Origin of the sequence: Pseudoalteromonas sp. SR44-8 (assembly GCF_014163635.1) — a bacterium.
Classification (GTDB): Bacteria; Pseudomonadota; Gammaproteobacteria; order Enterobacterales; family Alteromonadaceae; genus Pseudoalteromonas; species Pseudoalteromonas rhizosphaerae.
Map to the genome: position 1 here is coordinate 105,616 of NZ_JACJDS010000013.1, position 22,304 is coordinate 127,919.

The window sequence follows — 22,304 nt, forward strand, 5'->3', positions numbered from 1 at the left end:
TATATAGGCGCTTATTTGCTAACATTTAAGCGCCTTATTTTTAGCTGCTACATTGTTTTTTTTCTTCAATATAGCTTGAAAGTGCTCCTTGCTCTTTCATTTTTTTTATCTCGTTATTGAGATCGGCTAAAATTTCCTGCCAATATGGGTTTGCTTTACTTACTGTGTAATAGAGGGGTTTGTAACCTAAAGGTGGGGACAATACCATTAGAGCAGTTTTCATTTGCTGTTTTTCTTTTTCGGAGGCAGCAGACTTTTCAATGCTGGCAATCAACACGTCAAAATCAGCTACAATTAGGTCTACCCGTAGGCCCATAAGTAAATGAATTTGCTGAAACTCATTATTGGCAACAATGGTATTAATTTGTTTTGAGTCAATTAGTTTATCGAGTTCTGGGGTGTTTTTATATGCTCGGACAACACCAATAATTTGATCTTTTATAGACTCTACACTGCCGTCATAGTTTGAGTGGCTGCCATTTAGTGCGACTAGTGACAAGTTTCCACCTGGAATAGCCGAGGATAAAGCCATTAAATCATTGCGCGTTTTATTTGGCTTATTCTCTGACATAACATTATTATCAATAAAATACTCAGGAAATAAAATATCTGCATGACCTAATTCGGCCGCTCTTAGTGCTCGGGCCCATGGGAGAAACTCTATATGCACTCCATAACCTTTTTGTAGTAGTAGTTTAACGGTTAGTTGAAATAGCCAACCGTTGTTACAAAGTGATTCATCAATATAAGGGGGCCAATTTAAAGTGACTAGTTTTAAAAGTTTCTTTGCTTCAATATTGTAAGCATAGCCATATTCATATCGTACTGCTGGAGCAACGATTGTTTGATCACCGACTTGGTAAGAAACAGGGGTCATAGTCGCTTTCGCGAATCCACTAAACAACAATAGAAAGACTAAGTACTTTTTCATTTATTTGATAAGTTTTTGTAATTATTCTTAAAGTTTAGTCGCATATATGTATTTAACAACTTAAAAAGACGATAACTAAAATGTATTTACAATGTTTATCGTTGCAGCCGTTTGAGAAGGAACGGGTAAATGATTGCATGTTTTTTTATGTGTTTTTATTGGCAAGGTAAGGAGTGACAGCAGCTGTCAGCGCCTACACAAAAGTTACTTGGCTTGCTTAAAAATACGTTAGATGCAAGAATAAAGACGATAATTTATTCATTCTACATAAGGAACAATGTTTTGCGTTTAACGCCGCCCTAAGTTATTCCTCCTCTAAATCACCGCTGCGTGATACCTATATACCAAACATTGGTAGGCGCTTATGTGCCGTTTTAATAAATAAAAAAACATTAATGAAAATGCGGTTGTCATCGTTTAGTAAAAGCATTGTCGGTGTTTTATTGACTGCTGTATGGGCGTTAATGTTAACTACATGACAAGGTTTTTTATGTTAGAAAAAATAAAACGAGATTGGCTTTTTAACATCCGAGGGGACTTACTAGCAGGTACTGTGGTGGCGCTTGCGCTAATACCAGAAGCGATTGCTTTTTCTATTATAGCGGGCGTGGATCCTAAAGTCGGTTTGTATGCTTCATTTTGTATTGCCGTGGTTATTTCGATCGTGGGTGGACGACCAGGGATGATTTCTGCCGCTACTGGCGCTATGGCTTTACTGATGGTTACCTTAGTTAAAGAGCATGGTTTAGAATACCTTTTGGCGGCGACATTACTCACCGGTGTGATACAAATTATTGCAGGCTATTTAAAACTGGGGAGTTTAATGCGCTTTGTGTCTCGCTCCGTGGTTACAGGCTTTGTAAATGCGTTGGCAATTCTTATTTTTATGGCACAGCTGCCGGAGCTGACGAATGTAACATGGCATGTATATGCGATGACGGCTGCGGGTCTTGGGATCATTTATTTATTCCCTTACTTACCGGTGATAGGCAGAACAATTCCATCACCACTAGTGTGTATCGTGGTTTTAACTTTGGTTGCAATGTTGGTAGGACTTGAGATTCGAACTGTTGGCGATATGGGCCAGTTACCAGATACCTTACCAATATTTTTATGGCCTGATGTGCCTTTTAACCTCGACACACTGCTAATAATTCTTCCTTATTCATTTGGCCTTGCTGTCGTTGGTTTATTGGAGTCGATGATGACAGCGACAATTGTTGACGACTTAACCGATACCGCTAGTGATAAAAATCGTGAATGTAAAGGTCAAGGGATCGCGAACATAGGTTCAGGTTTAATGGGAGGAATGGCCGGCTGCGCGATGATTGGCCAGTCGATCATTAATGTAAAATCAGGGGGACGTGGCCGCTTATCAAGTTTTACCGCGGGTGCTTTTCTGCTACTTATGGTGGTGTTTTTAGATGAATGGCTAAAGCAAATTCCAATGGCGGCACTGGTTGCCGTGATGATAATGGTGTCGATTGGCACCTTTTCTTGGAATTCACTGCGAGATTTAAAGAAAAACCCATTATCAAGTAGCATCGTAATGGTTGCTACGGTCGTTGTTGTTGTCGCAACGCATAATTTGGCCATGGGAGTATTGGTCGGTGTGCTATTGGCGACACTATTCTTCGCCAATAAAATTGGTCGTTTTATGGTTGTAAAGCCAGCGCAATCATCGGCTGATGAACGAGTATACCAGGTTGTTGGACAGGTGTTTTTTGCATCCTCAGAGCCGTTTATTGAGTCGTTTGACTTTAAAGAGGTCGTTGCTAAAGTAGTGATTGACTTAACTCATTCGCATTTTTGGGATATTACGGCAGTGTCGTCGCTTGATAAAGTTGTGATTAAATTTAGACGCGAAGGTGCAGAGGTCGAGATTATTGGTATGAGCGACGCGACAGCAACGATTGTTGACAAATTTGGCGTTCACAATGACCCTGAAGAAGTTGAAAAACTCATGACAGGCCATTAAGGAGAGCACAATGAATAAAATTATTACTTGTATAGATGGCTCAGTTTACACAGATGATGTGTGTAAGGCGGGGATTTGGGCGGCCAAGAAACTTAATAAATCGATGCTATTTTTGCATGCCATAGAAAAACAAAACGCTGCTGTGATTGACGACTTAAGTGGCATAATTGGTTTTGGTGCAACTACATCATTATTATCAGAGATGGCGATACTGGATGAGCAACGCAGTAAATTAGCATTGCAAATAGGCAAAGAAATGTTAGAGCACGCGAGTGTATTTGCTAGCCAACAAGGGTGTAAGTCAATTGAAAGTAAGCAGCGCCATAGCGGTATTGTTGAGGCAATTTGCGACCTTGAAGATGCAGCGCGACTGATTGTTATTGGCCGAAGCGGTAAAACTCACGAACAGAATTTTAAAGCTATTGGGTCGCATATTGAGCAGGTTATTCGCCATGTTCATACACCTATTTTAATTGCCAATCGTCACTTCAGTGAGCCGAACAACTTTATGCTTGCTTATGATGGACGAGAAACAGCAGATAAAATGGTTAAACAGATTATTGCTGGTGGTTTGTTGCATCATTTAACGTGTCATTTGGTGACTGTAGAAAATGGCAAACATGATTTGTTGGAAAAATTTAAACGCACCGAAGCGTTGCTTATTGAAAGTGGTTTTGAAGTCAAATCAAGTATTTTAGAGGGTAATATTTTTAGTTCTTTAATGGCATATAAAACTAAAAATAAAATAGCAATGCTGGTAATGGGGGCCTTTTCGCATTCAAAAATAGCACATGCTTTTTTGGGCAGTAACACCCTAAAAATGATAGAAAACACGCTATTGCCGTTAGTTATTTTACGCTAAACTACCATCTAATCGAGATGTAAAAAGATACTTATAGCTAAATAAACGTTTTAGAAGCTTCCGATAGAGCTCTAGATAGATGCTGTAAATTCGCTTAATATCGTATCTCATAATGTGGACCTTAACATAAAGTAATGAAAACATTATGAGAAATACCGGCCAACTAGCCCATTTTGACTAGTTCTATTGCCATATAGTAATCTAGCATAAATTACTGCGTTCACTTTAATAAATTCGTAAGTGCAGTATCTAATGTCTTATAACGAAAGCAATAGCTGCTTTCAAGAGCTTTAGTTGGTTGTACATATTGTCCGTAAAGCAGCAAATCTGCCATTTCACCCATTACTAATTTTAGAACCCATGCAGGCATAGTTATTTTTGCTGGTCGATTTAATACTTTACCTAAGCTTTGACTAAATTCGCTATTTGATACAGGTGTTGGGGCGGTCATATTAATTGCGCCACTGAGTTGCACGTTATTGATAATCTGTATAATTAAATTAATCATATCCTCGATATGTATCCATGACATGCCTTGCTGGCCATCAGCAATAGGACCACCTAGTGCTAATTTAAATGGCGGTAACATTTTGGCTAATGCACCACCATTGTTAGCTAAAACGATACCTGTACGTAATAAACATACTCGAGTATTGATTGATTCTGCTTGCAGGGCGGCTTGTTCCCAATCATGGCATAGCTGATGACTAAATTCAGGGGTCACATCAACAAAGCTTTCGTCAATTACGGTGGTTGATTGGCGACCGTAAAATCCGACCGCACTGCCTGATATGTAAGTATGCGGCGGTGTATCGCATTGGTTAATTGCAGCGCTAATTTGTTGAGTGATCGTAATACGGCTGTCTCGCAGTATTTGTTTTTGTTTTTCACTCCAGCGTTTATTTACTATGGGTTCACCGGCTAAATTGATAACGCAATCGAGATTGTTAAAATCAACCTCTTCAAGGGAGTCAGTCGCATTAATGTTCTCACCTAACAGTTTTGTCGCATTTGCAGGATTGCGGGTGAGCACTGTCAATTGATGTTCTTTGTTTAGCTCAGGGCACAAATGACGACCGATCAGGCCTGTTGCGCCGGTTATTAAGATATGCATAGCAATAAAACTCTTTTAGTAATTATGTAATCGTTATACGTAGAGTAGGCTGCTTTGATCACTTTGCAAATATTTCATTTTACAGACTTTTCACATACACTAGCTGCAGTTTATATTTTAAAGGATTGTAGTTTGGCTAGTTTAACTGGGGTAAACAAAAGTTTAGTTATCTTTGCAGCGTTGGTGATTGCTTTAGCTGGTATTAAAGCGGCAAGTGTTATTGTCATTCCGTTTGTACTTGCAGCATTTATTGCCATTATTTGTAGTCCTTTATTAAGTTTTTTTGGTCGTTACAAAATACCTAAAGGCATCGCGATCATGCTAGTGATGTTGATGGTGGTTGGCTTAGGGGTTAGCCTTGCCAGCTTAGTCGGGCAATCATTGACTGACTTTTCACAGCATTTACCTGAATATAAAAGTAAGTTACAGGATGAGTTTATTTGGCTGGTTGATGTTGCTGCCAAGTACAATATTTTGCTCAATAAAGAGCAAGTTATATCAATGTTCGACCCGGGAAAAATGATTGATGTTGCCACCGGTATGCTGACCGGCTTAGGTGGCGTGATGGCAAATTTGTTCTTAATTATTTTAACTGTGGTATTTATGCTTTTTGAAGGACCTATGCTTAGTCATAAAATTCATATGGCATTAGACGATCCTGATATGAAAATGCAGCAAATAGACCGTTTTTTAAATTCTATTAACTCTTATTTAGCGATCAAAACAGTGGTAAGCGTTGGTACAGGCATATTAGCTGGGCTACTACTGTGGATCTTAAATGTTGACTACTTCGTGTTATGGGGGGTAATGGCATTTATGTTTAATTACATTCCTAATATTGGCTCTATTATTGCTGCTATCCCAGCAGTTTTATTAGCTTTGATCACGCAAGGACCATTGGTCGCAGGGATTGTAGCAGTAGGGTATTTAACTATTAATACCGTGATGGGTAATATAGTTGAACCAAAGTACATGGGTAAAGGTTTAGGACTGTCGACCTTAGTGGTATTTTTATCACTCATCTTTTGGGGTTGGCTGATTGGCACGGTAGGTATGTTGTTATCGGTGCCATTGACGATGATTGTTAAAATAGCCTTAGAAGCCAGCGACGAAGGGCGCTGGTTAGCGACTCTGTTAGGTAATGGTGAAGAAATCGAGTCACCTTCTAAATAACCACCGTGGTGGTCAGATAGGTTGTTTTAATACAGTAATGTGCTGCTCTAATATACGCAATTCACAGCGCTTATATACAATTGCAGCCTGGGTGGCGTTGGGTACTTTGTGTAAATAACGCCATTTACAGCTGTCTTCCAGGTATTTTTGGTAATTGATAATGCTACGTTTAAAAATTGGTAGCAACTGAGAGTTACCGGTATCTTCTTGGATCTTATTTAAATCTAAAGTGATTTTATTTATCCAGGTTTGTTGAATACGGGTTAAGGTCTCTATCTGTTTATCTAAACATTGAATATATTTTTTAGCTTCATCAGGTGTTGCTTGCTCAACGACTGTACATTGCTCTTCTGCTGCAAACGTTGTTGTACTCAGTGCTAAAAGCAGCCCTGATACAGCTATTAACCAGTTATTTTTTATCATTATAATTAAACTCTAAAATAAATTTCGCGCCGCCTAAGGTATCAGCATCTAAAATAGTCAGGGTACCGTGATACGACTTTACTAAATCTGACACAATCGCCATACCGACACCGTGTCCGCTTTCGTAGGTGTCCAAGCGGGTACCACGAGTAAGCAGGGATTCGCGTTTATCAACCGGCACACCGGGTCCATCATCACTAATAGCGATAGTGAGGTTGCGTTTTTGAATGACTTGGATATCGACTTGTGAACGACAAGCTTTACAGGCGTTATCAATTAAGTTACCCAGTAGTTCGAGTAAATCAGTTTTGTCACCTAAAAAGTAATCTTTGTCTTTAACCGCATGGGTAAAAATAATATCTTTATCGCGGTAAACTTTACTCATTGCATTGAGGATTGAATCTAGCACCGGCTTAATGGCTGTTTGTTTTTTCCATGTATCAGCTGCACCCGTTGCAGCGCGTTTTAATTGGTGTTCGATCATCACATTTATACGGTCAAGCTGCTCTTGGGCATCGGCATCGTTGGCAAGCGGGCTCGATTTTAATACTGCCAGTGGCGTTTTAAGTGCGTGAGCTAAGTCGCTTAAAGACGCACGATAGCGCTCTTTTTGGCGTTGCTGAGTTTCGAGTAGTAAATTTAAATCGGCTTTTATAGTTTGCAGCTCAACAGGATAAAGTCCTTTAATTTCTTGAATATCACCTGACTCAATGGCTTTTATTTCTTTATCCAGTCGTTGCAACGGCCGCGCGCTCCACACAAAGCCCACAGCCATTAATGCTGCAATGGCTACACCCATGACGTACATCCAGTTTACAAGGGTTTGCTTAAAACCATCCATTAACCGCAGTAGAGCATCGTTGCGTTTTAATAAAATAAAGCGAGCATGCTCTGACTGGTCAATGTTATTTAAAATAACGGTTAGGCTAAGTTGCCAATACACTGTATTTTTATATTCCACACGACGAAAGTCGGCAGCGCCTGCTTTGGTTTCTAGTTCGTCAGGCACAAAGTTAACATTTACCGCCGACTCAGAGTGCCATACAGGCTGTTCTTCACGATAGATCATCGCATAAGTATCAGAATTTAAACGATTCAATTCAGGAGCTAAAATAGTGCTGGGCATGATAATGCCGCGCTCAGTAAAATCGACTTCTGAAATTAAAGAATATAAATGGGCTTCGAGGGTTTTTTCGGTGGCTTCGACTAACGAAGCATAGTATGCCTTACCAATAGAGAAGAATAAAATGGGTAAAGCGACTAATAAAACAAAGACAAGGATAAATCCTTGCCTTACTTTTAACGGTATTTGCGATGCTACCACTGACTTTTAAGCCTGTAACCGCGTCCGCGTAGTGTTTCTACTGGGTTTAAAGTACCATCAGGGTCAAGCTTTTTACGTAAGCGCAGTACGAATACTTCGATTACATTTGAATCTAAATCAAAGTCCTGATCGTATATGTGCTCTGTTAGCTCAGATTTGGAAATCACTTTTTGTGGATTAACCATTAAATACTCAAGCACTTTGTATTCGTATGCGGTGAGACTTAGCTCTCGGTCATCAACCCACACTTGTTGTGAGCGGGTGTGAATTTTAATAGGCCCAGCAGTCATTTCAGGATTTGCTTTGCCTGCGCTACGACGGATCAACGCGTTACACCGGGCTATTAACTCTTCAACATGAAATGGTTTAGTTAAATAGTCATCAGCACCAGCATCAAGTCCTTCAACTTTATCTTGCCAACGGTCACGTGCTGTTAAAATCAGAATTGGAATTGTAATCCCTTGTGCGCGGGCTTTATTGATCAGTTCAATACCGTCAATTTTTGGTAAGCCTAAATCAACTACCGCCATATCAAGAGGATATTCTGTGATGTGAAATAAACCAGCTTCGCCATCATGACAGAGATCGACACTATAACGTTCTTTTTCTAATGCATTACGCAGATTGTCTGCTAAGTGTAAATCATCTTCAATTACTAAAATTCGCATTTCTTAATCCTTCTTCACTTCGCCGGTCTTTTTATTGACATGAACGTCGACGACATGGCCGTCCGATTTTAATATTCTTACAGTATAAATATCGTTAAGTACGGTAATTTTAAGAGTTTTACCATCTTCGACTTTTTTAGCAAGCTCAACAGCTTGTTTTTTATTTATCTCAGCTTTATTGACTTGAGATGCAGCTTGGCTACTAGTCGAAAAAACACTCGAAAATAGCACAGTGATGGCGACGCTGAGAGCTAACACAGTACGCATGATGAAAAACTCCTAAACCAGACCTGAATAGTTTAATGAACCAAGTAGCTATAATTCAAGTGAAAAATCACTAAATCTGATGATTCAATGCAGCAGAGTTTAATTAACATCCGGTGAACAAACACTGAATTGTGGTGATTTGACTCAAAGTCTTATACCCATCGCATTAAAATCTGGTTCATTTAAATAGTATAATCCTGTTTGATTGTTGGTTTTACTTAGCCAGGAAAAACTTTTTTAAACGGTTTAACTTGTGAGTTTTCATATACGCCGCCGTTGACGTAAGGATCTGCTGCAGCCCATTCGCGAGCTGCTTCTAATGAGCTAAATTCTGCAATCACTAAAGAACCAGTAAAACCAGCTTCAGCTGGCTCGGCGCTATCAATGGCAGGTAATGGACCTGCTGTCAGTAATCGGCCTTGCTCGTCTAATTCTTGTAAGCGTGCTAAATGAGCAGGGCGGGCGGCTTTTCTTAATTCTAAGCTATTTTCAACATCAGTTGAGTAAATTATATACAGCATGGTGTGTTCTCTGGATTTGAATATTATTGGAATTATGCTGATATTAGCACAGCAAAATTAATAGGCGAATAAATTACGATTAGTTTAGAGCGCTATTAAAGCGCGAAAGCTTTGCGCAGTTTTTAGTTAACTTTCGAGGCTGTAAATTGATGCTGCGATTTAATCACTGTTAGCTTGAACAAATTTTAATCTTAAAAGAACAACAACCTCTAAGGTTTACAGTATCATTATATTTTTAAGTGGAATCTGCTTGAAAAGCCCAGCACAACACTGGTAGAGTCGCTTGAATGGTACAAAATAATAATAAGGTTTTTAAATGAGCGATACTCGTGAGCACTTTAGCTCCCGCCTTGGATTTATATTAGCAGCTGCTGGCTCTGCGGTCGGTATTGGTAACTTGGTTGGTTTTCCAGTCTCAGCAACAAAAAATGGTGGTGGTGCTTTTTTGCTCGTTTACGCGCTGTTTGTTGTGTTTATTTGTTTGCCAGTAATGATGGCAGAGATGGCAATGGGACGCCAAGCACAAAAAGATCCATTAGGCTCTTACAAGTTATTATCTGGTAATGATACTAAGTGGAGTTTTGCTGGCTTTTTAGCAGTATTAACCCCGTTTATGATTGCTGTGTTTTATATGGTTATCACGGTATGGATTTTTGGTTATTTAAGCCAAGTTGCGGTTGGTAACTTAGATGTGTTGGCTGATCCAAAAAGCTTTGGGGTGTTTATTAATAGTTCCAGCGTGTTTGCGTATATGGCTGCTGTGGCATTAATTGTTAATTTGATTTTAGTCGGTGGTGTTAAGCAAGGGATTGAAAAAGCAGCTAAGTTTTTAATGCCAGCATTGTTCGTATTGCTAATCGCATTAGTGGCGTATGTATTGACGCTAGACAATGCTATGGCTGGCGTTAAGTACTATATTATCCCTGATTTTTCTAAGATGAATGCCAGTGTCTTGAACGGTGCATTAGCGCAAGCGTTTTTCTCATTGTCGTTGGGTATGGGTATATTGATGACTTACGCTTCATATATCTCGAAAAAGGATGACATTGTTGGCAGTGCTAAAATGGTTGCACTGACTGATTCACTGGTGGCGTTTATTGCCGGTCTTATGGTGCTACCAGCTATCTTTAGTTTTAACCCAGATACTGATCCTACTAAATTGTCTGACTCATCTGTGTCGATGATTTTTGAGTTTTTACCAAAGATTTTACTCGCGCTACAAACTGATATTGGCTATGTTGGTGCATCAATTGTTGCGTTTGTGTTTTTCTTGCTGGTATTTTTTGCTGCAATTACCTCGTTGGTATCCATCGTTGAGGTGCCAACAGCTACGCTAAGTGACCGTAAAGGCATAAGCCGTAAAATGGCGTTACTGATATTAACTGGTAGCATCGGTGTACTGACAGTGTTATGTACTATGTCGTTTGGTATGGTTGAAGGATTAACTTCATTTACTAACTATGGCGGAGCGTCTAAAAGCTTATTTGATATTGTGTATGATGTATTTTACGACACTATCTTGCCATTGAATGGTTTAATGGTATGTTTATTCGTGATGTATCGCTGGAAAAAAGTACGTTTAAGTGAAGAGCTAAGCCAAGGTTGTCCAGGCTATGCAGGTAGCTTTACTGAAAAATACGTTAATTTTTCGCTATCAACCTTTATTCCGGTAATTTTAGTAGTTATATTTATTAATACCGTAGCGACTAAGTTTTTTGCTATGAGCATTTTCGGTTTTTAATTAATACAACTAATTGAGCTTCCCATAATTAAGCCGTGTTAAGTATCATTAGCACGGCTTTTTCAGTTAAGAGATTGTTGCCGAATCTAAGTACTGACCTATTCCTAATGTAAACATCCACAGTCCCCATAAGCTGTGTTCGATAACGCAGACAAACGTGGAGCGGCTTTGAGCATAGGTAAATGCAAATAATAACCCGCCTATAAATGCCAGTAGTACTGCTACCCAATTAGCATAAACAATATGCGCTAAAGCAAATACTGTGGCGCTAACAATTATGCGCACCGTTTTTTTTGGCATGATGCGTTTATAACGATGAAAAAAATAGGTTCGAAATATCAACTCTTGCGGCATGACTGACAATAATGGATAGAACGCGAGTAACATTAACCAGTCATTAAATGAGTTTCGAGGCAGCATAAACCAATTACCTTGATTAATGATCCCGTAAAAAACCCCTGAAAACAGTGCGCCGATAAAAAAGAAACTAAACAGTCGGCGTTTCACTGCGGAAAATTGACCAAGGCTGGTAAGTCTAAAGCGTTTAAAGTGGGGATCGCCTAGCAGCAACATACCGCAGACACTCATTAACACGATTAACGCGGGGATCAGCCAATTAGCAAGGTAGGCACGAAGGTAAAAACCCAGCAAAGGAAGGCATACAAATATAAATGTAAATTCAAACCAGCGGTATTGATTGGCGTTCAAGGTCGTCTCAGCGTGATTTTGTATACTAGGCTAACAAGCTAAGACGACATATTTATGACATTAAGAGCGCTTTTTATTGTCTACTTTGGGCTCATCTTCATCGGGTAAATATTTATACAACATGATGATAGTGGCAAAAAGACTGACAAATGTGATCCCCATTAAGCCAAACACTTTAAAGTTAACCCAAAAATCGAGAGAAAAGTTATAAGCGATATAGATATTTAACGCTGATATTCCCGCTGTGATCGCTATCCACAATATGTTGAGTTTATCCCAAAGCGACTCAGGTACGGTAATTTCTTGCTCAGAGTCTGATGCATTATTTAAAATGGCACTGAGTGCTTGTTTAACTAAATTTTTACCAAGAAAGTAGCGACTGATCAATAAGCTTAATGAGAGCACAGCGTAGATGATAGTGGCTTTCCACTTCACAAATTGTTCATCATGAAACACCAGCGTAAGAGTGCCTAAAATCACTGCAATGGCAAAAAACAACCATTGGCGTGTAGGCACTTTGCCTATTTTAAAATAAGAATAAGCGACCTGCAGAAAAGTGGTGCCCATTAATAATGCCGTTGCCCAGTAAATATCAACTAACTTGAATACCGCAAAAAATAAAATTAGCGGAATAAACTCAATTATTGCATGCATAGAATGCCCAAAAAATAAAACCAAAGAATAGTTGCAGAGGTTGTATCAACTTATTGTGTTGTTTACAAGGTTGACTTAGTAGTTACTAACCCTTAGCCTGCGTGCCTTTGTATTCAATCATTACCAAAATCTGCTGAACAGTGACTGAGTAAGCGGTATTTTTAGGAGCATTTTATGAATAAAGCACAACTGATTAGTGCAATGTCTGCACACAGTGAATTAACTAAAAAAGATTCTCAAGCGGCGTTATCAAGCATGCTTGCAGCCATCACTAAATCATTATCAGAAGGTGATCAAGTGCAAGTAAATGGCTTTGGCACGTTTGCGTTAAGTTATTATCCCGCACGTACAGGACGCAATCCACAAACGGGAGAGGCAATAGACATTGAAGGCGCTAACAAGCCTGTATTTAAAGCAGCAAAAGCGTTGAAAGAGAGTCTTTAACGCGTTTGATTACCAGAAAAGGGCCGCAACAGGCCCTTTTCTTATTTTCGAAGTATGAACTTACAGCGCAGTTGCAGCTTTCATGCTCGCTACGAACTCTTGTAAACCACTGAGCATAGCTTGAGGGGTATCGAGATTCGCTTCAATAATTTTCACTACCGCCGAGCCAGATATAGCACCTGCTGCACCGGCATTAAGTGCTGCTTTTACATCATCAGGGGTTGAAATCCCAAAACCTAATAACGCAGGGGCGCTGTGGTATTCTTTTAGTTTAGTGACAATTGATGTCGCCGGCATTTGTGCTTTAGTTTCTGTGCCTGTTACACCCGCACGGGATAGCAAATAAGTATAACCACGGCCATAAGAGGCACATTCGCGTAAAGTGTCATCAGGTGCGTTAGGCGTGGCTATAAAAATGGGGTCAATGCCATTACTCATTGCCGCTTTGCGAAACATTTTAGATTCATGAAGCGGCACATCTGCAACTAGAATTGAGTCAACGCCAACTGCTTTGGCATCCTGGTAAAAAGCCTCTAAACCGCGTTTAAACACTAAGTTCGAATACAACAATAAACCAATTGGGATATCAGCATTGTACTGGCGTACTTGCTTTATGATATCAAAGCAATCTTGGGTATTTATATTTACTTTAAGGGCGCGAATATTGGCAGCTTGAATAACTGGACCATCTGCTATTGGGTCTGAAAATGGAATACCCAGCTCTAAGCCATCAGCGCCGCCATCAATTAAGCTTTTGATTATTTCAACGCTCAGTTCTTTATTTGGATCGCCAATTGTAACAAACGGCACAAATGCACCTTGATTTAGCTCGCTTAAACGGGCGAACATTTTACCGTAGCGGTCTGTTTTTTGGATTGCTGTCTGGCTCATAACTGATCCCCTTTAGAAAGTACATCCATAACGTGTGATAAGTCTTTGTCGCCGCGACCACTTAAATTCACTACTAAAATTGACTCTTCAGTTTGCTGCTCTGCATACTTCAGTGCGTAAGCTAGTGCATGACTTGATTCGAGCGCAGGAATAATCCCTTCGTTTTTAGCCAGTAATTGGAATGCTTCTAATGCTTCGGTATCTGTAATACCCACATATTGCGCACGGCCAGTTTCATGTAAAAACGCATGTTGTGGGCCAACAGCTGGGTAATCAAGACCCGCTGAGACAGAATATGATTCCTCAATCTGGCCATCATCATTTTGCATTATATAGGTATAAGTACCGTGCAAAATACCTTTAGTTCCTTTACAGATTGTTGCACCGTGCTCGTGGGTATCAAGCCCTTTGCCAGCGGGCTCTACGCCAATGAGTTTTACACTTGGCTCGTCAATAAAATCTGTAAACATACCAATGGCGTTAGAGCCACCGCCTACACAAGCAAGCACCGCATCAGGTAGGCGACCTTCAGCTTTTAATACTTGTTGTTTTGCTTCTTCACCAATCACTTTTTGGAACTCACGAACGATGGTAGGGAATGGGTGAGGACCTGCAGCAGTACCAAGTAAGTAATGCGCTTCTTTATAATTTGCTGACCAATCACGAAGCGCTTCGTTTACGGCATCTTTTAATGTGCCAGAGCCTGCAGTAACTGGGATCACTTCAGCGCCCATTAGTTTCATTCTAAATACGTTTGGTTGTTGGCGTGCCACGTCTTTAGCGCCCATATAAATACGGCATTTTAAACCAAGTAATGCACACGCAAGCGCCGTTGCAACGCCGTGTTGGCCTGCGCCTGTTTCAGCAATAACTTGTTTTTTACCCATGCGTTGAGTTAATAGTGCTTGGCCTAACACCTGATTCGTTTTGTGCGCGCCACCGTGCAGTAAATCTTCACGCTTTAAGTATAATTTTACTTTTGGGTTTTTAATTAAGTTACGCGTTAATGTCAGTGGCGTAGGACGGCCAGCATATTCATTAAGTAACTTTTCCAGTTCAGCTTGAAAAGCCGGATCTGTTTGCGATTTATTAAATTCGTTTTCTAGTTGTTTAAGTGCTGGTACTAGCAATTCTGGGACAAACATGCCGCCAAATTCGCCGAAATAAGCTGGATTATTCATATTGACCTCAATATTTACGGATGCTAATAAATGCATCATTTAATTTGTTTGGGCATTTTTTACCGGCGCTTTGCTCAACCCCTGAATTTAGGTCGAGTCCATGCGCACCTTGATATAATGCACCTTGAATATTTTCTGGATTTAAGCCACCAGCAAGCATAAATGGCTGCTTAGTCTCTTTGAGTATTGCCCAATCAAAGGTCTTACCGGTACCGCCAGCTTGCGTATCGCTGTGAGTATCGTATAAGTGGCGATCAACGCCATTGACAGGTGCTGGCAAGCTATCCTTCACAGCTTGCGCCTTCCAAATCTGGCAATTACTTGGTAGCAAAGGACGCAGTTCGTTTATATAGACTGCGTCTTCTTGGCCATGTAATTGCACTGCTGCAAGCTTTAAGCTCTGAGCATGATTGACAACGTCTGCGATTGTTGCGTTGACAAATACGCCTACATAGGCAAGCGGGGCACTTTGCATAACTTGTTTTGCACAATCTAAATCAACAAATCGAGGGGATTTAGGTGCAAAAATTAGCCCCCCATAAACGGCACCACTTTCATAAGCGGCAATGGCATCTTGGCTACGGGTTAAGCCACAAACTTTGTTTTCACCTAAAATTACGCTTCGACAAGCGCGCTCTAAATCACGCTCAGCCATCAGTGAACTACCGATTAAAAAGCCATTACACAACGGGGCCAAGCGTTTTACATCTTGGTGTGTGTAAATACCTGATTCTGAAATAACCACTTTGTTATCAGGAATAAGCTTTCTTAGTGCCTCAGTGGTAGCTAAGTTTGTGCTCAAATCACGTAAATCACGGTTATTAATACCAATAATTTGCGCATTGAGTGCCAGAGCTCGATGTACTTCAGCTTCGTTACTCACTTCGGTGAGGATTGCCATGTTTAGGCTTTTTGCAACTTTTTCAAGCGATTGATATTGCGTATCATCAAGTACTGACAACATTAATAAAATAGCATCGCCGCCATAAATACGGGCCAAATAAATTTGGTATTCATCAATAAAGAAATCTTTACAGATCAATGGTTGCTCTACTTGACTGCACACAAATTCGAGATAATCAAAACTACCCTGAAAATATTTTTCATCGGTTAACACACTGATGCAGCTAGCGTAGTTTTTATAAACACGGGTGATCTCGGCTAAATCAAACGGCTCTCGAATAAGGCCTTTTGACGGCGAGGCCTTTTTGCATTCCAAAATAAACTGAGTGCCAGGCGCTGCAAGGGCTTTATAAAAATCACGATTTGTGGGTATTGCTTGATGCTTAAAGCTCTCAAGAGGGCGCTTGGATTTGCGTTCAATGAGCTCTATTTTTTTATCTGCAACTATTTTGTCTAATACATTAGCCATTACTTACCTCGGAGTTTGCGTATTCTTTATTACTGCTTATGACAATGGCATTTAAGGTATTCAATGCACGGCCGCTTTGTAAAACCTCTTTAACTTGCATCGCGGCACTTTTAAAATCGTCGGCTTTATTGGTTAAATAAAGCAACGCAGCAACGTTAACAATAATGGCCGCATTGTGCGCGTCGGTGCCGTTACCAGCTAAAATAGCCATGCTAGCCTTGGCGTTATATTCTGGCCCTTCACCGGCAAGTTGTTCAAGTGAATAGTTTGCAAGACCAAAATCAGCAGGGGTAAGTGTGTACTGGCTGATTTTTCCGTTGTTAAGCTCTGCGACGGTCGTTTCACCGTGCAAGGCTATTTCATCGGTGCCCGAGCCATGAACGACCATTGCGCGCGGTGTACCTAACGTTTTTAAGGTGTGTGCCATCGCTAAGCATAAACTTTCATCATATACCCCCAATAATTGCACATCCGGTGCTGCTGGATTTGCCAATGGCCCTAAAATATTAAAAATAGTACGGGTTTTTAAGGTCGTTCGCACACCCATAGCATGGCGTACGCCGCTGTGATAATGCGGAGCAAACAAAAACGTAAAGCCGGTTTGCTCTAAACACTGCGCCGCGTGTGCTGGGTTCATGTCTATATTGATGCCCAATGCTTTGAGTAAATCAGCGGAGCCGGAGTTACTCGAAACACTGCGATTACCGTGTTTGACCATATTTATACCGCAAGCTGCAGCAACGATGGCGGCGGTGGTGCTAATATTAATAGTGTTTGAGCCATCGCCGCCAGTGCCACAACTATCGACAAGGTTGGTTAAGTGAGTAATAAAAGGTATCGCATTAGCACGCATCGATGCGGCTGCTCCTGCGATTTCGTCGCTTACTTCACCTTTTATTTTCAGTGCCACTAAGATGGCTGCCAGTTCGATGTCATTTACTTTGCCTTGCATAATGGCATCAAATAACTGTTGGCTTTGACTAAAGCTTAATGATGTTTGCGTTAATAACACATCAATCATTGAGCCAATGCTCGCCTCACTGGCTGATTGTTGGTTTACTGACATACTATCCTCTACTGCTGTGCACTGGCTAAAAATTGCATACTTTGTTGAAGTAGCGCGGCGCCATTGGGCGTCAAAATAGACTCAGGATGAAATTGATAGCCAAGGGCTTTATCGTCACGATGATAAATTGCCATCGGTATTGACTCATAGTGGGCTATCACTGCAACACTGTCGGGTACTTTCGTGGCCATCAGTGAATGATAACGTGCCACAGGCATACGTTCTCCCATACCTGCAAATACTGGGTGCTCACCAAGCTCAATGATTGATGATTTACCATGTACGGTTTCTCCAGCATGGCCAATAATACCGCCATAACTTTGTGTTAGTGCTTGTTGGCCAAGGCAAATCCCCAACATTGGAAAACGGCCTTTGCATAGTTCAATCAATGCCATTAAGCAGCCCGCCGCAGTGGGGGTGCCTGGACCCGGCGACAGTACTAAGATCACTGGTTTAGTTTCCGCACACATTTTGTCATAAATCACCTGCGCGTCTATGTTGTTACGATATACCACTAAATCGCTGCCTAACATAGAAAGTTCATCGACTAAGTTATAACTAAATGAATCAAAATTATCTAAAAAGTAGATTTTTAAGTCCGTTAAGTTGTTGATGTTTTCACTCATTTTAGTGTCCTTGGTACGTCGATTGAATGGCTGTAATAACCGCTTGTGCTTTAGCACGAGTCTCATTAGCTTCAGATTGAGGGTCTGAGTCAAACACAACTCCGGCACCGGCTTGTACATACGCGGTATTATTTTTAACAAAGGCCGAGCGAATAACAATGCAACTGTCCATGGCGCCGTCACCGGTTAAATAACCTACCGCACCACCGTAACTACCACGGCGCTTACCTTCAGTTTGCCTTACCAACTCTGCCGCGCTGACTTTAGGCGCACCAACTAAAGTGCCCATGTTCATACAGGCTTGGTAAGCGTGTAGGGCATCCAGCTGAGGTTTTAATGTGCCAACAACGCGTGACACTAAATGCATTACTTGCGAATAACGATCGACCTTTAATAGCTCTTTTGCGTGGCGAGTCCCCGGGACACTGATACGAGCTACGTCATTTCGTGCTAAATCAACCAACATTAAATGCTCAGCACGCTCTTTTTGGTCGTTGCGCAGTTCCAGTTCAATACGACTGTCTAAATCTGGATTAATTTGGCCATTAGCAAACTTTCCTCGCGGGCGAGTTCCTGCAATTGGATATACTTCAACTTGATGTGATGTAGCACAAAACTTTAAAGCTGACTCAGGAGAGGCACCAAATAACGCAAATTCACTGTCGCGCATATAAAACATGTACGGGCTTGGATTTTGTTTTTTTAGTTGGCTGTAGGCATGTAATGGGTTAGCGCAAGCTAACGAGAAGGTACGCGATGGCACAACTTGAAAAATATCGCCATCGACAATGTGTTTTTTCAAACTATTGACCTGTTGGCAATAGAGCTCGTCACTAATATCAACACTGACGTCACTGATGCCAGCACTTTGCTGCGCACTATAGCTATCGGCTTGGTCGCATAAGGTATTTAAACGTTCGAGCTTTTTACCCACTTCAAAACAGTTTGCATGCACATCAGGGCCATTAAAAACGTTACCAATCAGCTCAGTGGTTTTAGCTTGGTGATCAATTACCACTAAGGTTTCAGCTAAATAAAATACGTAATCAGGACAGCTATTTTCTCCATCTGGTACATCACTCAGTTGTTCAAAGTTGGCTACCATGTCGTAAGCAAACACACCGCCTAAAAATAACGAAAATGGATTGTTTGTGGTGCTGCTGATACTATTTATACAACAGCGCAAGGCACTAAAAGCATTATCGGCAATCAGCTTTGAGGCTTCATCAATATTATGATCGATACCTTGATATTCGATGCTGAGAGTTTGCTTGTTTAATTGAGTATGGCAGTTTTCTAATTTAGTTTGTAAATAAGGCAGTAATTGCTGACCATTATTAGATTGCGCCGTTACTGTGACTGTTTTACCTGTGCAGATTATTTTTAGTGCACAATCTACCAAAATTAAACTTTTGACACTGTCTTTAGAATCAATTTCTGCTGACTCTAAGAGTAATGAATTATCTTTATCAAGCAATCCATATAGTGCCAATGGGCTATGTATATATTCTCGCACTTCGGTGATGCTAGTAACTTCACCTGGCGTTGTTGTTATATGACTAAAAATCAAACCTCATTCCCTCAAAAAAATAAAACCCCGCAAGCTAAGCTATGCGGGGTTTGAATAACGATACCTATGTTTCAGATAGACCATTACCGTCCCGCTATACCAGGCGCCACCACCAATGATGTGTAAAAGTTGCTACGTTATTCATGTTTGTTACCCTAAAATTTAAATATAAAAAAACCCGCAATAAGCGGGTTTAGAATGTGTTAGACACGACAATTCGTCACCCGATAATTTACGAGTGCCACCACCAGATAGTGTTTTGGATTAAATTTATCATTGTTGTAATTCTATTTGTGTCTCAAGTGACTACAGTAAACCGTATCAACTGCGTTAGTGTCAAGTATTTATTTAAAACAATTTATTAAAAAATTTTGTTATACTTAATAACAACTTTCGCACATTTAATATGAGCAGTCTTCTCTTTTGATAAAATACGATTTACACAGTCATACCACACATTCTGACGGGCAATTAACTGTTGAGCAATTATTATTGCGTGCAGTTGAAAAAAATATAGATGTGTTTGCGATCACTGATCACGACACCACTGCTGCGGTTAAACCTGCACAAGCATTTATAGAAAGCGAATCTCTACCATTAACCTTGATATCAGGGGTTGAAATTTCCACTAAGTGGGAAAGTTTTGAGATCCACATCGTGGCATTAAACGTAGATATTGACGAGTCAACATTGACCAGCTTATTGACTATCCAACAGCAAAAACGTGCTGATAGAGCTGTCGAGATCGGTCGTCGTTTAGAGAAAAATGGCTTTGATGGCATTTATCAACAAGCGCAAGAGCTTGCCGCAGATGCACAAATTACCCGTGCACATTATGCAAGAGCACTTATTGCTCGTGGCGTTGCAACCACAATTCCTGGGGTGTTTAAAAAATACCTTGGCCGCGCTAAAACGGGTTATGTACCAAGCGATTGGTGTGATATGCAAACCGCCATTGCCGCCATTCATGCCGCAGGTGGCGTTGCTGTGATTGCCCACCCTGGGCGTTATCAAATGTCAAATAAATGGCTGCGCAAATTATTGAGTCAGTTTAAAGATGCCGGTGGCGATGCAATGGAAGTTGCACAACCACAACAAGCACCGACTGAGCGACAGTTTTTAGGCGAATTGAGCCGTGAATACGATTTACTGTGTTCGCAAGGATCTGATTTTCATTTTCCTACTAGTTGGCTAGAATTAGGAAAAAACTTATATTTGCCAAAAGATTGCCAAGGCGTTTGGCAAACTTGGGAAGGGCAAACAGGAGAACTAAATGAGTGATTTTTTTCATATTCATCCAGATAATCCACAACCACGCTTAATTAATCAAGCGGTCGACATTATCAAACAAGGTGGAGTGGTGGTATATCCAACCGATTCAGGCTATGCAATAGGCTGTAATTTAGGTAACAAACAAGCAAAAGAGCGTATTGAGCGCATCCGTGGTATTGAAAAACACCATAACTTTACCTTAGTATGTCGTGATCTATCTGAGCTTTCTACTTATGCACGAGTAGATAACCAACTATTTAGATTAATTAAAAACAATACACCCGGGCCTTATACGTTTATCTTTAAAGGCACTAAAGAAGTACCAAAACGTTTGTTAAACGACAAGAAAAAAACCATTGGTATTCGTGTAATAGAACATCCAATTACCTGCGCATTGCTAGCCGAGTTAGGTGAGCCATTGATGTCGTGTTCATTAATTTTACCCGGTGAGCAGTTTACTGAGTCTGATCCGGACGAGATACGTGATCGCATAGGTAATCAAGTTGATTTAATTATTCATGGCGGCTATTTAGCTGAGCAAGCAACCACAGTAATCGACCTGTCAGAAGATACAGTTGAGGTGCTGCGTGTAGGCTGTGGCGATACAGCTCCATTTGAATAACTACGCCGATAAACCATGAACGAACTACATACTGATGATGTAGCTCAAATACGAGAGCCGGCGCAACAAAAGTTGCCGCTGGCTTTTTTGCATGGCAAAGAAGTAATGAATACCCCGGAAGATTTGTATATTCCGCCAGACGCTCTAGAAGTAATTTTAGAAACCTTTGAAGGGCCACTTGATTTATTACTATATTTAATAAAAAAACATAAGTTAGATATTCTGGAATTGTCGATTTTTAGCATTACTGAACAATACGTCCGTTATGTTGAAATGATGACCGAGTTTCAATTGGAGCTTGCTGGTGAATATTTGGTGATGGCGGCATTACTTGCACAAATAAAATCACGACTATTACTGCCGAAACATGAAGAGCTTGAGGAAGAAGAAGATCCACGGGCTGAATTAATTCGTCGTTTACAAGAGTATGAACAATTTAAGCTAGCTGCGCAGAACCTTGATGATATTCCACGTGTTGGCCGTGATATTTTTATTGCCCACGCATTAGTGCCTGAGCAGAGCGAGCATGCTCAATTGTTACCGGATGTTGATTTAAAAGATTTACTATTTGCGCTTAGTGATGTGATGGCGCGAGCTAAAACTTTTGAGCATCATCAAATAACCGCTGAAGCTTTATCAACTCGCGAAAGAATGAGTTTAATTTTGCAAAAGTTATCGACAGCCGGCACGCAACTTCCTTTCACTGACTTATTCACTTTTGACGAAGGCCGCAGTGGTGTAGTGGTTAGCTTTATTGCTATGCTAGAGCTCATCAAAGAAAACCTTATCACTTGCTTGCAAGTCGATCCTACAACACAAATTTATATCGGTTTGATTGAAAATAATTAAACAATTATTAGGGTTATGATGTTTATCATTGATTAACTTGCTAACTT

General features: G+C 40.5%; 23 protein-coding genes. 8 read left to right on the forward strand and 15 right to left on the reverse strand.

Annotation, left to right across the window (positions count from 1 at the left end; genetic code table 11):
- Nucleotides 1–40: 40 nt before the first annotated feature.
- The gene (locus H5183_RS08530; protein ID WP_259397135.1) at nt 41–877 is read right to left on the reverse strand and encodes an ABC transporter substrate-binding protein; all 837 of its coding nucleotides are present in this window, start codon (nt 875–877) and stop codon (nt 41–43) included.
- A 544-nt stretch (nt 878–1,421) separates the two neighbouring features.
- On the opposite strand from H5183_RS08530, the gene H5183_RS08535 reads away from it, so the two are divergent.
- Together H5183_RS08535 and H5183_RS08540 are read left to right on the forward strand one after the other, a co-directional pair.
- On the forward strand, nt 1,422–2,909 hold the full coding sequence (locus H5183_RS08535; protein ID WP_182731439.1) for a SulP family inorganic anion transporter: 1,488 nt from the start codon (nt 1,422–1,424) through the stop codon (nt 2,907–2,909).
- 10 nt (nt 2,910–2,919) lie between these two features.
- A complete protein-coding gene (locus H5183_RS08540) occupies nt 2,920–3,771 on the forward strand; it encodes a universal stress protein (RefSeq protein ID WP_182731440.1) in 852 nt (283 codons plus the stop codon).
- A gap of 220 nt (nt 3,772–3,991) precedes the next feature.
- On the opposite strand, the gene H5183_RS08545 is transcribed toward H5183_RS08540, so the two are convergent.
- Nucleotides 3,992–4,885: a TIGR01777 family oxidoreductase gene (locus H5183_RS08545; RefSeq protein ID WP_182731441.1), complete on the reverse strand. Its 894-nt coding sequence runs from the start codon at nt 4,883–4,885 to the stop codon at nt 3,992–3,994.
- Nucleotides 4,886–5,017: 132 nt separating this feature from the next.
- On the opposite strand from H5183_RS08545, the gene H5183_RS08550 reads away from it, so the two are divergent.
- Complete coding sequence (locus H5183_RS08550; protein WP_182731442.1) at nt 5,018–6,058, forward strand: AI-2E family transporter; 1,041 nt, start codon at nt 5,018–5,020, stop codon at nt 6,056–6,058.
- 12 nt (nt 6,059–6,070) lie between these two features.
- On the opposite strand, the gene H5183_RS08555 is transcribed toward H5183_RS08550, so the two are convergent.
- The 5 genes from H5183_RS08555 to H5183_RS08575 form a co-directional block, all read right to left on the reverse strand.
- Complete coding sequence (locus H5183_RS08555; RefSeq protein WP_145233626.1) at nt 6,071–6,481, reverse strand: hypothetical protein; 411 nt, start codon at nt 6,479–6,481, stop codon at nt 6,071–6,073.
- Entirely contained in the window at nt 6,468–7,805 is a 1,338-nt protein-coding gene (locus tag H5183_RS08560; RefSeq protein WP_145233628.1) for an ATP-binding protein, read from the reverse strand. Before H5183_RS08560 ends, H5183_RS08555 begins: the two co-directional genes overlap by 14 nt.
- A complete protein-coding gene (locus H5183_RS08565) occupies nt 7,799–8,473 on the reverse strand; it encodes a response regulator transcription factor (protein ID WP_016709350.1) in 675 nt (224 codons plus the stop codon). The genes H5183_RS08560 and H5183_RS08565 overlap by 7 nt, the downstream gene beginning before the upstream one ends.
- Nucleotides 8,474–8,476: 3 nt before the next feature.
- A complete protein-coding gene (locus H5183_RS08570; RefSeq protein ID WP_145233630.1) occupies nt 8,477–8,740 on the reverse strand; it encodes a PepSY domain-containing protein in 264 nt (87 codons plus the stop codon).
- Between the two features lie 218 nt (nt 8,741–8,958).
- Nucleotides 8,959–9,261, reverse strand: coding sequence for a YciI family protein (locus H5183_RS08575; protein ID WP_182731443.1), 303 nt, complete (start codon nt 9,259–9,261; stop codon nt 8,959–8,961).
- 316 nt (nt 9,262–9,577) lie between these two features.
- Between H5183_RS08575 and H5183_RS08580 the strand changes: the two genes are divergently transcribed.
- A complete protein-coding gene (locus H5183_RS08580; RefSeq protein WP_145233634.1) occupies nt 9,578–11,002 on the forward strand; it encodes a sodium-dependent transporter in 1,425 nt (474 codons plus the stop codon).
- A gap of 66 nt (nt 11,003–11,068) precedes the next feature.
- Here H5183_RS08580 and H5183_RS08585 read toward each other — a convergent pair whose 3' ends face one another.
- Together H5183_RS08585 and H5183_RS08590 are read right to left on the reverse strand one after the other, a co-directional pair.
- Nucleotides 11,069–11,710, reverse strand: a complete 642-nt coding sequence (locus H5183_RS08585) for a CPBP family intramembrane glutamic endopeptidase (RefSeq protein ID WP_145233636.1) — start codon at nt 11,708–11,710, stop codon at nt 11,069–11,071.
- Between the two features lie 60 nt (nt 11,711–11,770).
- Nucleotides 11,771–12,364 (reverse strand): inner membrane-spanning protein YciB, encoded by a 594-nt coding sequence (locus H5183_RS08590; protein ID WP_145233638.1) that lies wholly within the window; start codon nt 12,362–12,364, stop codon nt 11,771–11,773.
- A gap of 174 nt (nt 12,365–12,538) precedes the next feature.
- On the opposite strand from H5183_RS08590, the gene H5183_RS08595 reads away from it, so the two are divergent.
- On the forward strand, nt 12,539–12,808 hold the full coding sequence (locus tag H5183_RS08595; RefSeq protein ID WP_145233641.1) for an HU family DNA-binding protein: 270 nt from the start codon (nt 12,539–12,541) through the stop codon (nt 12,806–12,808).
- Between the two features lie 60 nt (nt 12,809–12,868).
- Here H5183_RS08595 and trpA read toward each other — a convergent pair whose 3' ends face one another.
- From trpA to H5183_RS08625, 6 genes are read right to left on the reverse strand one after another with little or no spacing between them, the layout of a single operon-like run.
- On the reverse strand, nt 12,869–13,699 hold the full coding sequence (gene trpA, locus H5183_RS08600) for a tryptophan synthase subunit alpha (protein WP_182731444.1): 831 nt from the start codon (nt 13,697–13,699) through the stop codon (nt 12,869–12,871).
- Nucleotides 13,696–14,880, reverse strand: coding sequence for a tryptophan synthase subunit beta (gene trpB, locus H5183_RS08605; RefSeq protein WP_145233645.1), 1,185 nt, complete (start codon nt 14,878–14,880; stop codon nt 13,696–13,698). The genes trpA and trpB overlap by 4 nt, the downstream gene beginning before the upstream one ends.
- A 7-nt stretch (nt 14,881–14,887) precedes the next feature.
- The gene (gene trpCF / locus H5183_RS08610; protein ID WP_182731445.1) at nt 14,888–16,252 is read right to left on the reverse strand and encodes a bifunctional indole-3-glycerol-phosphate synthase TrpC/phosphoribosylanthranilate isomerase TrpF; all 1,365 of its coding nucleotides are present in this window, start codon (nt 16,250–16,252) and stop codon (nt 14,888–14,890) included.
- Complete coding sequence (trpD, locus tag H5183_RS08615; protein WP_149981183.1) at nt 16,245–17,273, reverse strand: anthranilate phosphoribosyltransferase; 1,029 nt, start codon at nt 17,271–17,273, stop codon at nt 16,245–16,247. Before trpD ends, trpCF begins: the two co-directional genes overlap by 8 nt.
- Nucleotides 17,274–17,326: 53 nt before the next feature.
- A complete protein-coding gene (locus H5183_RS08620; protein ID WP_182718905.1) occupies nt 17,327–17,944 on the reverse strand; it encodes an aminodeoxychorismate/anthranilate synthase component II in 618 nt (205 codons plus the stop codon).
- Between the two features lies 1 nt (nt 17,945).
- Nucleotides 17,946–19,514 carry an anthranilate synthase component 1 gene (locus H5183_RS08625; RefSeq protein WP_182731446.1) on the reverse strand — a complete coding sequence of 523 codons (1,569 nt, stop codon included), beginning with the start codon at nt 19,512–19,514 and terminating at the stop codon, nt 17,946–17,948.
- 423 nt (nt 19,515–19,937) lie between these two features.
- On the opposite strand from H5183_RS08625, the gene rnm reads away from it, so the two are divergent.
- From rnm to H5183_RS08640, 3 genes are read left to right on the forward strand one after another with little or no spacing between them, the layout of a single operon-like run.
- On the forward strand, nt 19,938–20,795 hold the full coding sequence (gene rnm / locus H5183_RS08630) for an RNase RNM (protein WP_182731447.1): 858 nt from the start codon (nt 19,938–19,940) through the stop codon (nt 20,793–20,795).
- On the forward strand, nt 20,788–21,408 hold the full coding sequence (locus H5183_RS08635; protein WP_145233655.1) for an L-threonylcarbamoyladenylate synthase: 621 nt from the start codon (nt 20,788–20,790) through the stop codon (nt 21,406–21,408). The genes rnm and H5183_RS08635 overlap by 8 nt, the downstream gene beginning before the upstream one ends.
- Before the next feature lie 15 nt (nt 21,409–21,423).
- The gene (locus tag H5183_RS08640) at nt 21,424–22,257 is read left to right on the forward strand and encodes a ScpA family protein (RefSeq protein WP_182731448.1); all 834 of its coding nucleotides are present in this window, start codon (nt 21,424–21,426) and stop codon (nt 22,255–22,257) included.
- Nucleotides 22,258–22,304: the final 47 nt, after the last annotated feature.